This is a genomic window from Streptomyces graminilatus, assembly GCF_001418565.1.
GTDB lineage: Bacteria > Actinomycetota > Actinomycetes > Streptomycetales > Streptomycetaceae > Streptomyces > Streptomyces graminilatus.
Genome location: NZ_LIQQ01000207.1, coordinates 1 through 10,973, shown reverse-complemented (window position 1 = coordinate 10,973; position 10,973 = coordinate 1). Strand labels below are relative to the sequence as shown.

The 10,973-nt window shown below is 69.3% G+C and carries 8 protein-coding genes and 1 pseudogene; 1 reads left to right on the top strand and 8 read right to left on the bottom strand.

Annotated elements, in window-relative coordinates:
- Nucleotides 1-42: 42 nt before the first annotated feature.
- Nucleotides 43-2,634 (bottom strand): aminopeptidase N, encoded by a 2,592-nt coding sequence (pepN, locus tag AOK08_RS18295; RefSeq protein WP_055526963.1) that lies wholly within the window; start codon nt 2,632-2,634, stop codon nt 43-45.
- 157 nt (nt 2,635-2,791) lie between these two features.
- Between pepN and AOK08_RS18290 the strand changes: the two genes are divergently transcribed.
- Complete coding sequence (locus AOK08_RS18290; protein ID WP_055526959.1) at nt 2,792-3,448, top strand: DsbA family protein; 657 nt, start codon at nt 2,792-2,794, stop codon at nt 3,446-3,448.
- A gap of 140 nt (nt 3,449-3,588) precedes the next feature.
- On the opposite strand, the gene AOK08_RS18285 is transcribed toward AOK08_RS18290, so the two are convergent.
- From AOK08_RS18285 to AOK08_RS18255, 7 genes and pseudogenes are all read right to left on the bottom strand, one after another.
- Nucleotides 3,589-4,230 (bottom strand): superoxide dismutase, encoded by a 642-nt coding sequence (locus tag AOK08_RS18285; RefSeq protein ID WP_055526957.1) that lies wholly within the window; start codon nt 4,228-4,230, stop codon nt 3,589-3,591.
- A 127-nt stretch (nt 4,231-4,357) separates the two neighbouring features.
- Complete coding sequence (locus tag AOK08_RS18280; RefSeq protein WP_055526956.1) at nt 4,358-5,257, bottom strand: TauD/TfdA dioxygenase family protein; 900 nt, start codon at nt 5,255-5,257, stop codon at nt 4,358-4,360.
- Between the two features lie 31 nt (nt 5,258-5,288).
- Nucleotides 5,289-6,647, bottom strand: a complete 1,359-nt coding sequence (locus AOK08_RS18275) for an LLM class flavin-dependent oxidoreductase (protein ID WP_055526954.1) — start codon at nt 6,645-6,647, stop codon at nt 5,289-5,291.
- Nucleotides 6,648-6,797: 150 nt separating this feature from the next.
- Complete coding sequence (locus AOK08_RS18270; protein WP_055526952.1) at nt 6,798-7,511, bottom strand: ABC transporter ATP-binding protein; 714 nt, start codon at nt 7,509-7,511, stop codon at nt 6,798-6,800.
- Nucleotides 7,487-8,368 (bottom strand): ABC transporter permease, encoded by an 882-nt coding sequence (locus tag AOK08_RS18265; protein ID WP_055526951.1) that lies wholly within the window; start codon nt 8,366-8,368, stop codon nt 7,487-7,489. Before AOK08_RS18265 ends, AOK08_RS18270 begins: the two co-directional genes overlap by 25 nt.
- Nucleotides 8,365-9,414 carry an ABC transporter substrate-binding protein gene (locus tag AOK08_RS18260; protein ID WP_055526949.1) on the bottom strand — a complete coding sequence of 350 codons (1,050 nt, stop codon included), beginning with the start codon at nt 9,412-9,414 and terminating at the stop codon, nt 8,365-8,367. The genes AOK08_RS18265 and AOK08_RS18260 overlap by 4 nt, the downstream gene beginning before the upstream one ends.
- A 383-nt stretch (nt 9,415-9,797) precedes the next feature.
- Nucleotides 9,798-10,973, bottom strand: a pseudogene (locus AOK08_RS18255) (ROK family protein); the annotation flags it as partial.

Here is a 10,973-nt window from a genome sequence, read left to right as displayed (position 1 = left end):
CCCCCCAACCGGCCCCCGCGTCAACCCAGTACCGTCTACCGTCTACCGTCCTGCCGCTCCGTCGCACGCCTGTGCCCGCAGGGCCCGCGCCAGGTCGTCCCGGGCCTCAAGGACCAGGCGGCGCAGGGCCGGTGCCGCGTCGGCGTGGTCCGCCAGCCAGGTGTCCGTCGCCGCCAGGGTCTCCGGGGAGTCCTGGAGGGACGGGAACAGGCCCCGTACGACGTCCATCCCGATCTGGATCGAGCGGTCGGCCCAGGTCCGTTCGATCACCGCGAAGTACTTCTCCGCGTACGGCGCGAGAAGCTCCCGCTGCGAGCCCTGGACGAAGCCCGAGATGGTGGCCTCGACAAGGGCGTTGGACAGCGCGTCCGACTCGACGACCTGGGCCCACGCCTGCGCCTTGACGGCGGCCGAGGGGCGGGCGGCGAGACAGCGGACCTGGTGGCGCTTGCCGGACGCCGTGTCGTCGCGGGCGAGTTCGGCGGCGAGGACCTTCTCGTCGGCGACGCCGTGCGAGGTGAGCGGTTCCAGGAACGCCCACCGCAGCTCCTGGTCGACGTCGAGGCCGTCGATCTTCGCGGTGCCGTCCAGCAGCCCCTGGAGCAGTTGGAAGTCGGCTTCGCCCGATGCCGTGGCGGCCAGGAAGCGGGCCCACGTCAACTGGTGCTGGCTGCCCGGTTCGGCGAGCCGGAGTTCCTTCAACGCGCCCTCGGCGAGCAGGCGTTCACCGGTGGCCCGCCATTCCGGGGCCGCGTAGAGGGTGAGCGCGGAGTCGGTCCAGGCGTGCAGCATCTGGAGCACGCCGATGTCCGACTCGCGCCCCGCGAACCGCAGCACGATGTCGATGAAGTCCCGGGCCGGCATCAGCCCGTCCCGCGTCAGGCTCCACAGCGCGGACCAGCACAGGGCGCGGGCCAGCGGGTCGGTGATGTCACCGAGGTGCGCCCGCAGGGTGGCCAACGAGCCCTCGTCGAACCGGATCTTGCAGTACGTGAGGTCGTCGTCGTTGACGAGGACCAGGTCGGGGGCCTCGCTCCCGGCCAGCTCACCGACGACCGTGCGGGGCCCGGCGACATCGGCCTCGGCACGCGCGTACCGCTCCAACACCCCGTCCGGGGAACGCCGGTAGAGACCGACAGCCACCCGGTGCGGGCGCAGTTCGGGATGGGTCTCGGCGGCCTCCTGGAGCACGGCCAGCTCGGTGATCAGCCCGTCCGCGCTCAACACCACCGCAGGGGTGAGGGAGTTGACCCCGGCGGTCTCCAGCCAGGCTCGCGACCAGGTGACCATGTCCCGCCCGCTGGTCTCCTCCAGCACGGACAGCAGATCGCCGAGGCGTGTGTTGCCGTACGCGTGCCGCTTGAAGTACCGCCGCGCGCCTTCGAGGAACGCGTCCGGCCCGACGTAGGCGACGAGCTGCTTGAGTACGGAGGCGCCCTTGGCGTAGGTGATGCCGTCGAAGTTGAGCTTGGCGTCCTCCAGGTCGCGGATGTCGGCCGTGACGGGGTGCGTGGAGGGAAGCTGGTCGGCGCGGTAGGCCCAGGCCTTGCGGTTGTTGGCGAAGGTGACCCAGCCGTTGGTGAAACGGGTCGCCTCGACGAGGGAGAAGGAGCCCATGAAGTCGGCGAAGGACTCCTTGAGCCACAGGTCGTCCCACCACTCCATGGTGACGAGGTCGCCGAACCACATATGGGCCATCTCGTGCAGGACGACGTTCGCCCGCCGCTCGTATGCCGCCTGCGTCACCTTCCCCCGGAAGATGAACTCCTCGCGGAAGGTGACCAGTCCCGGGTTCTCCATCGCGCCGAGGTTGTACTCGGGCACGAACGCCTGGTCGTACTTCCCGAAGGGGTACGGGTAGTCGAAGTGGTCGTGGAAGAAGTCCAGCCCCTGCTTGGTGACGAGGAAGACGTCGTCCGAGTCGAAGTGCGGGGCGAGACCCTTGCGGCACATCGCGCCGAGCGGGATGTCGAGGGTCGTACCGTCGGCGAACGTGCGGGAGTACGAGTCGGTGACGTAGTGATAGGGCCCGGCGAGGATGGCGGTGATGTAGGTGGAGATGGGCTTGGTCTCGGCGAACCGCCACACCCCGTCGACCAGCTCCCCGACCCCGTTGCTCCACGCGACCCACTCCTCGGGGGCCCGCACCTCGAACCGGAAGGGGGCCTTCAGGTCGGGCTGCTCGAAGTTGGCGAAGACGCGTCGGGAGTCGGCCGGCTCGTACTGCGTGTACAGATACACCTCGCCGTCCTCGGGGTCGACGAAGCGGTGCAGGCCCTCGCCGGTGCGGGAGTAGGCGCACTGGGCGTCGACGACCAGCTCGTTCTCGGTGGCGAGATCCTCCAGCAGGATGCGCGTGCCGTCGAAGACGGCTCCCGGGTCGAGATCACGGCCGTTGAGTGAGACAGCGGTCACACTGGGCGCGATGAGGTCGGCGAAACTGGCGGCACCGGGCTCGGCACACCGGAACCGGATGGTGGTCACGGACCGGAAGGTCCGCCCCCCGCCCGTGTCACCCGTACTGGCTGTGTCACCGACGGCGGACCGCACGTCGAGGAACACCTCGTACCCGTCGACGGACAGCAGGGCGGCCCGCTCCCGGGCCTCGTCGCGGGACAGATTCTCACCGGGCACGGAGCAGCTCCCTCATCGTCATCACTACGGCGGTACGGCCGACCAGCACCGATCCTGCCACGCGGCACTGACACCGGGCACGTGGGAATGCGACGGTGGCGAGGATGCGTTCCCTGGGGAAAGTGATCCGGAAAGCCATTCCTTCTCTAGGAGACCCATGTCCGACGTGAGCCCGGCCAAGACCCCCGTCGATTTCTGGTTCGACCCGCTCTGCCCCTGGGCCTGGATGACCTCCCGCTGGGTCCTGGAGGTCGAGAAGGTCCGTGACATCAAGGTCAACTGGCACATCATGAGCCTGGCGGTGCTCAACGAGGACAAGCTCGACGAGCTGCCCGAGCAGTACCGGGAGATGCTCGCGGTCAAGGCCTGGCAGCCGGTCAAGGTGGTGACGGCGGCCTGGCAGAAGCACGGCGCCGACATACTCGGCCCCCTCTACACGGCCCTGGGCACGCGCATCCACAACAACGGCGAGGGCGCGACCCTTGAGGCGATCGCCGGCGCCCTGGCCGACGTGGGCCTGCCCGCCGACCTGATCGACTACGCCGAGCAGGAGAACTTCGAGTTCGACGCCGAGCTGCGCGCGTCCCACAAGGAGGGCATCACCAAGGTCGGCCAGGACGTCGGCACCCCGGTGATCGCGGTCCCCGGCGCCGACGGCGAGCAGATCGCCTTCTTCGGCCCGGTCGTCACCCCGGCCCCGAAGGGCGAGGAGGCCGCCAAGCTGTGGGACGGCACCCTCCTGGTCGCCTCGGTCCCCGGCTTCTACGAGATCAAGCGCACCCGGACGGCGGGCCCCGACTTCAGCAACCTGTAAGGAGTCGGGCCGTTCGGAACACGGGGAGGCCCCCGCGAGTCATGTCCTCGCGGGGGCCTCCCGTCATTCCGCCTGCCGTCGCGTTCGGGTGAGAAGACGATCACGAGGCAGGACGTCCAGGGGGTGTTACGCGGTCACGATCACGGCGCGAGCAGCAGGCTGTCGCCGCGCTCCTTGGCGGCGGCGTAACGCTTCGCCACGTCCTGCCAGTTGACGACGGCCCACATGGCGTCGATGAAGTCGACCTTCTGGTTCCTGTACTGGAGGTAGAAGGCGTGCTCCCAGGCGTCGAAGACCAGGATCGGGGTCGAGCCCTGGCCGACGTTGCCCTGGTGGTCGTAGACCTGCTCGACGATCAGCCGCCCGCTGAGCGGCTCGTAGGCGAGCACACCCCAGCCCGAACCCTGGGTGGTCGCGGCGGCCTTGGTGAGCTGGGCCTTGAACCCGGCGTACGAGCCGAACGACTCGGTGATCGCGTCCGCGAGCTCACCGACACCGTCCTTCTCCAGCGGCTCGCCGCCGCCGTCGCCGGTCATGTTGTGCCAGTAGATGGAGTGCAGGATGTGTCCGGAGAGATGAAAGGCGAGGCTCTTCTCCAGGCCGTTGACCGAGCCCCAGGACTCCTTGTCCCGCGCCTCCGCGAGCTGCTCCAACGTGTCGTTGGCGCCCTTCACATACGCCGCGTGGTGCTTGTCGTGATGCAGCTCGATGATCTCGGGGCTGATCACGGGCGCGAGCGCGGAGTAGTCGTACGGCAGCTCAGGAAGCGTGTAGACGGGCATGCGGGGGTCCCCTCGACGTCTTATTGCGCATTGCTTGCAACTGCACGCTAGCAACAAAAGACCCTCGTGTGTATCGCACGAGGGTCTTTCGGGGGAGACACCGGAGATGACGTGGCCGAGCGTTCGGCTAGGCGGCGGCGACGGCCGTGTAGTGCGAGGCGTCCCCCGTGATCGAGTAGCTCTCCTTGCCCTCGACGCCGACCGGGATGTCGCCGGCGATGGTCACCCGGTGCAGACGGCGGGGGAGGCCGTTGTAGTTGTCGATGGCGTAGTGCTGGGTGATGCGGTTGTCGAAGAGGACGAGCTGGTTCGGGGACCAGCGGTGGCGCAGGACGTTCTCCGGACGGGTGACGTACGCCTGGAGCAGGTCCAGGATCTTGCGGGACTCGGTGACCGACAGGCCGACGATCCGCTGCGCGAACCCGCCGATGAACAGCCCGCGTTCGCCGGTCAGGGGATGGACGCGGACGACCGGGTGGGCGGTGCGGAACGCGATGGACGTGAACTGGGCGCGCTGGGCGGCCAGTTCCTCGTCGAGCGCCTCGTCCGCCACGGCGTAGTCGTAGTCGTTGGTGTGCTCGGCCCACAGGTTGTCGGCCAACTGCCGCAGGGGTTCCGGCAGATCACGGTAGGCGGCGGCCGAGCTGGCGATCAGCGTCTCGCCGCCGTACGGCGGGACCGTGATGCTGCGCAGGGTGCTGGCCTGCGGCGGGTTGAGGACGAAGGTGACGTCCGTGTGCCAGTGGTTGGCGGCGCGGCCCCGCTCGCTGTCGACGGGCAGGATATTGGGCGAGCCGTCGACGGAGGGTACGGTCGGGTGGGCGGTGGTCAGCTCACCGAAGTGGCGTACGAAGGCCTGCTGGCCCTCGTCGTCGAGGTTCACGTCGTCGAAAACGAGAGCCTTGTGGATGTTCAGGGCCTCGCGGAGGGCGGCGACCCGCTCCTCGTCGAGCGGCTTGGAGATGTCCACGCCGGACACTCGGGCGCCGATGTTCGCGGTGATCTTCTGGATTTCGATGCCGGACACGCGGGTTCCTTTCGGGGAAGAGGAGGTTCAGTCAGACGAGGGCGGGCGCGGAAGCGGGTGCGGATACGGGGCTGACGTGCTGGTTGGCGGGGCGCGGGAGGCCGTACCGCTCGCGCAGGGTCCGGCGAGGCCCGTACTCCTCGCGGAGCAGACCGCGGGCGCGCAGGATCGGGACGACATGCTCGACGAAGGCGTCGAGCCCGGAGGGCAGGACCGCGGGCATGATGTTGAAGCCGTCGGCCGCGCCCCGCGTGAACCAGGTCTCGATCTCGTCGGCGACCTGCTCGGGCGTACCGGCGAAGGTGAGGTGCCCGCGCCCGCCGCCGAGCCGTCCGATGAGCTGCCGTACGGTGAGACGCTCGCGCCGGGCCAGCTCGACGACGAGCGTGTAGCGGCTCTTGGCGCCCTCGATCGCGCTCTCGGGCGGCAGATCGGTGGGGAGCTGGGCATCCAACTCCAGTGCGCCGGTGGGAAGTTGAAGCAGCCGCTCCAGGCCTTCCACACCGTGCGTGTACACGATGTGGTCCTCCAGGACCTGCTCGGCGGCCAGCGCCTCGGCCTCCGTCGACCCCAGTACGGGGACGATGCCGGGCAGCACCTTGATGTGCTCGGGGTTCCGACCGCCCGCCGCCGTACGGGACTTGAGGTCGGCGTAGAAGGCCTGCGCGTCCTCGATGGTCTGCTGTGCGGTGAACACGGCCTCCGCGTACCGGGCCGCGAACGTCTTGCCGTCCTCGCTCGACCCCGCCTGCACCAGAACCGGGTAACCCTGGGGCGTACGCGGCACGTTGAGGGCGCCCTCGACGCTGAAGTACGTCCCCCGGTGCCGGGGCGGATGGACCTTCGTGTCGTCGCCCCAGACGCCGGCCGCCTTGTCGCCGACGATCGCGTCGTCCTCCCAGCTGTCCCAGAGCTTGAGAGCCACATCGAGGAACTCGGCGGCCCGGGCGTACCGCTGGGCGTGGGCGGGCTCCGCGTCGAGACCGAAGTTGCGGGCGGCCTCGGCACCGGCCGTGGTGACGATGTTCCAGCCCACCCGGCCCCCACTGACGATGTCGAGCGAGGCGAATCTGCGGGCCAGGTTGTAGGGGGAGTTGTAGGACGTGGAGGCGGTCGCGATCAGCCCGATGTGCGTGGTCGCCGTCGCCAGGGCGGTCAGCAGGGTGAGCGGTTCCAGGGCCCCGGCGGGCCGTTGGGCCAGGCTGCCCCACAACTGGGGACTGTCGGCGAGAAAGAGGGAGTCGAAGGTCCCGCGTTCAGCGATCCGGGCGAGCCGTACATAGTGGTCCAGCTCGACATGCGCGTACGGATCACTCTCGGGCAGCCGCCATGAGGCCTCGTGATGGCCGGTGGTCATGAGGAAGGCGTTGAGGTGGAGTTGACGGGTCATACGAGTTCCTTTGCAACGAGCGCCGACTTCTCAGCCCGTCCGGCGTTTGAGGACGAGGCCGTTCAGGCCGAAAGGGGGGTCTGGGGGCGCAGCCCCCAGGAGCGGGATGGGAACGGGTAAGGGCGGCGGGGGCGAAAAAAGGCAACCCCCTCACCGGACGTCCGACGTCACCCCCAACGCCCCCAGCAACACCTCCCGGTACTCCTCCCGAGGCCGCTCACGATCGATGACCACATCGACCCCGATCCGCCCCTCCTCCAGCACCAGCACCCGCTCAGCGAGAGCAACCGCCTCATCCACGTCATGCGTGACGAGCAGAACGGACGGCCGATGCCGCTCCCACAGCTCCCGCAGCAGCCCGTGCATCCGGATCCGCGTCAGCGCGTCCAACGCCCCGAACGGCTCATCGGCAAGCAGCAGTTCGGGCTCCCGTACCAGCGACCGGGCCAGCGCGGCCCGCTGCGCCTCCCCACCGGACAACTCGCTGGGCCAGGCCCGTTCGCGCCCCTTGAGCCCCACCTCCGCGAGCGCCTCCCGCCCCTTCGCGGCAGCCTCCTTCCCTTCGGTCCCCAGCAGTACGTTGTCCAGCACCCGCCGCCACGGCAGCAGCCGCGAGTCCTGGAAGACCACCGACACCCGCTCGGGGGCGGTGAGTTGACCGCTGCCCTCGACCTCGTGATCGAGGCCCGCGACCGCCCGCAGCAAGGTGCTCTTGCCGGAGCCGCTGTGCCCGAGCAGGGCGGTGAACTGCCCGGCCGGAATGTCGAGGTCGATACCGTCGAGGACCGTGCGCCCGCCGAACGACCGTGTCAGGCCCCGGAGCCGGACGGCGGACCGGGTCAGTTGCTCAGTGTGCGGCGCCATGACAGCACCCTCCGTTCGATGAGACGGACCGCGCTGTCGGACACCAGACCGAAGATTCCGTAGACGACCAGACCGACCAGGATGACGTCGCTCTGGCCGTAGTTCTGGGCCTGGAACATCAGATAGCCGAGTCCGCTGGTGGCGTTGATCTGCTCCAGGACGACCAGCCCCAGCCAGGAGCCGGTCACACCGAGCCGGAGCCCCACGAAGAATCCGGGCAGCGCCCCGGGGATGACGATCTGCCGGACGAACTGGAACCGGGACAGCCCCTGCACCTCGGCGAGTTCGACGAACCGGCTGTCGATGCCGGACAGCGCGGCATGCGTGTTGAGGTAGATCGGGATGTAGACGACGATGGCGATGATCGCGACCTTGAAGGTCTCGCCGATGCCCAGCCACAGGATGAACAGCGGGATCAGCCCCAGCGCCGGGATGGCCCGGTTGAGCTGGACCGTCCCGTCGATCAGCGCCTCGCCGACCCGGCTCAGCCCGGCGGCCAGAGCGAGGAGGACACCGCCGGCCAGCCCGATCGCGAAGCCGGAGGCGGCCCGCCGTACCGAGGTCAGGATGTCGTTCGGCAGGGTGCCGTCGGTCCACAGATGGACGCCGGTCCGCAGTACGGTCCAGGGCGCCGGGACCGCGGCCGGGTCGAGCCGGCCGGCGGCGGAGGCGGCGGCCCACAGGACGAGGACGAGGGCGGGCCCGACGAGCGGCGCGGCCGGCAGCCGCCTCCCGGGAGAGAGCCGACGCCGCCTGCGGACCTGGGAGCCGGCCTCGCCGGTACCGGCGACCACCGCGGTGCCGGCGCCGGAGCCGCTCGTGGTGACGGCGGCCACTGCGCTGCTCACGGCGCTCACCGCCGGTACTCCGCCGCCACGGACTTCGCGGCGATGCCCTCGAAGCGGTGGTCGAAGAGCGAGCCGACATCGAACTTCTTCACGAAGCCGCCCTCCGCGAGCAGATCGGCGGTCTCCTGCTCCCACTTGATCGCCTCCGCCCAACTCGGCGGGAACAACGGCTTGTTGGCGAGCTTGGTGATCGCCTGCGCCTGGGGGAGGGTCAGGTTCTGCGTCTTGACATAGAACTCCTCGTTCCAGATGTCGGGGTTCTCGTACGTCCACACCAGGCCCTTGGCCCAGTACGGGATGTACGCGGCGATCGCGGCGGCCTTCGCGGGGTCGTTCAGCACGGAGACCGGCGCCCACAGCAGGTTGAGCAGATCGACGACGTCCGTCTCGATACTGCGGGCACCCTTGGCCCCGTACTGCTGGAGATACGCGGGCGCCTGGCTGATGGCCAGCGGCGCGACGTCCACCTGGCCCGACTGGAGGGCGGTGAAGAACTGGTTGCTGGTCAGCGGGACGAGCTTGACCTCGTCGTACGCGAGCCCGGCCTTCTGCAGCGCCCGCAACAGGACGACACCCTGGGCCTGCCCCTGCGAGAAGGCGAGTTTCCTGCCCTTGAAGTCCGCGACCGACCGTATGTCGCTGCCGGGTCTGGTGGCGAAGAGATAGTTCGGCTTACGGGTGACGTTGATCGCGACGATCTTCGCGTCGAAGCCCTGGAAGTGCGCCTGGATCGGCGGAATGCCCGCGTTGTTGGCGAGATCGAGGGAACCCGCGCGAAAGGCGTTGATGACATCGGGTCCGGCGGCGATGTTCTCCCAGCTCGACACCTTGAACGGCAGCTCGCCCAACTTGCCCAACTTGAACTGGAGTTGTTGGGTCCCCGAATACGAGGAGATCTTCAGGCCCGTACCGGACGGGACCTTCGCGGCGAGCGGAGCGGTGGAGGCACCCTTGGTACTGGCGGCGGCGCTGCTGTCGGCGCAACCGCTCAGCCCGGCGATGCCGGCGGTGGCGCCGAGCAGGGAGGCGAGGAAGAGCCGTCGGTCAACTGACATGGGAGTACTCCGTGAGTTCGAAAGGCGCGAATGCCTGCGGAATTCTGGACGCGGGCATGACGAGGCCCGGGAGCGGAATTCACACAGAAGCAATGGAAGACAACAGAGACGACAGAGACAACAGAGAGAGCGGAGAGAGCGGAGAGCGCAGAAACGACAGAAGCTCAGGACGAGCAGAAAGCTCAGGAAGAGCGGAAGCTCAAGGAGAGCGGAAGCTCAAGGAGAGCGAAAAGCTCGGGAAGAAATGAGCGCTTCACACGTGGCAACGTGTCAGCAACAGTGGCGATGTGTCAGCAACAGAGGGTGCGACAGCTCACGAAAGGGCTCATGGGAATGATGTTCCAGGTCATGCGTGGTCCCTGTCAACATTCGGAGTTTCTGAATTAAATAGCCTCAGGTGAGGCGGGCCAGCGGATCCCGGTACAGCACATCGAGTGCCACCGAACCGCCCGCCACCGCGAGCACCGAATCCGGGAAGCTCGTCGGCACGACGGAGGCCGCGCGTTCGGCGCCGACCCCTTCGCGCAGCGCGGCGAGGCAGTCCTCGCGGTGGACGACCCCGACCTCGGTCACGACCACGGTCTCCGGGTTCAGCACATCGAGCAGCAGCCGCGCCGCCCGCCCCACGGCACCTGCCCGCCGTACCAGCAGGTCCACGGCCGCCTGGTCGCCGCCGGCCGCCGACGCGACCACCCGGAGGGGATCCGTGGTGTCGACGACACCCGCCTCCCGCGCCCGCCGGCACAGCGTCCGCTCGCTCAACTCGGCCTGTAGGCAGCCCGTACGACCGCAGTCGCAGGCCTCCGTGCCGCCCGGCACCGGCAGATGGGCGATGGCGCCGGCCTGTGAGCGGGGCCCGTGGTGCACCTCGTCGTTGGTCGCGAACGCCGCGTCGACCACGTTGCCGACGAACAGGTGCAGCACGCTCCCGCTGCCCCGCGCCCGCCCGAACAGCCGTTCAGCGTTGACCAACGCCCGGGCGTGCCCGTCCACATGGACCGGCAGCCCGGTGCGGACGCGGAGCGACTCCCGTACCGGCACCTCCCGCCAGCCCAGCATCGGATGCTCGACCACGGTCCCGGACTCCCGGTCCACCCAACCGCCCACGGCCACGCCGACACCGAGCGCCCGGCGGCCGGGGGCACCGTCGAGCAGCGCCCGCAGCCCCTCGGCGGCCCGCGCCAGCACCCACCCCGGATCGGTGTGCTCGTGCGCCAGTTCACGCCGGGCCACCACCCGGCCGCGCAGATCCAGCAGCGCGACCGTCGTGTACGGGACGGCCACATGCACGCCGGCGACCACGAACCCCGAGGAGTCCACGTCGACGGGGACGTGCGGACGCCCCACGCCGTTCGACCGCCGGGGCGCGGACTCCTCGCGGAGCAGGCCGAGTTCGGCGAACCGCGCGCAGTAGTCCGTCACCGACGCCGGTGACAGTCCGGTCAGCCGGGCGATGGTGCTGCGCGCCACCGGCCCGTGCTCCAGCACGGACCGCAGCACGACACTCGCACTCGTCCGGCGCCGGTCGGAATCGGCGGCGCGGGGCACACGGGAGGAGG

What these genes read in the sequence shown, in the direction of transcription:
- AOK08_RS18290 (WP_055526959.1), top strand. Translation starts at nt 2,792, where the DNA reads ATGTCCGACGTGAGCCCGGCCAAGACCCCCGTCGATTTCTGGTTCGAC.
- AOK08_RS18285 (WP_055526957.1), bottom strand. Translation starts at nt 4,230, where the DNA reads ATGCCCGTCTACACGCTTCCTGAGCTGCCGTACGACTACTCCGCGCTC.
- AOK08_RS18275 (WP_055526954.1), bottom strand. Translation starts at nt 6,647, where the DNA reads ATGACCCGTCAACTCCACCTCAACGCCTTCCTCATGACCACCGGCCAT.
- AOK08_RS18270 (WP_055526952.1), bottom strand. Translation starts at nt 7,511, where the DNA reads ATGGCGCCGCACACTGAGCAACTGACCCGGTCCGCCGTCCGGCTCCGG.
- AOK08_RS18260 (WP_055526949.1), bottom strand. Translation starts at nt 9,414, where the DNA reads ATGTCAGTTGACCGACGGCTCTTCCTCGCCTCCCTGCTCGGCGCCACC.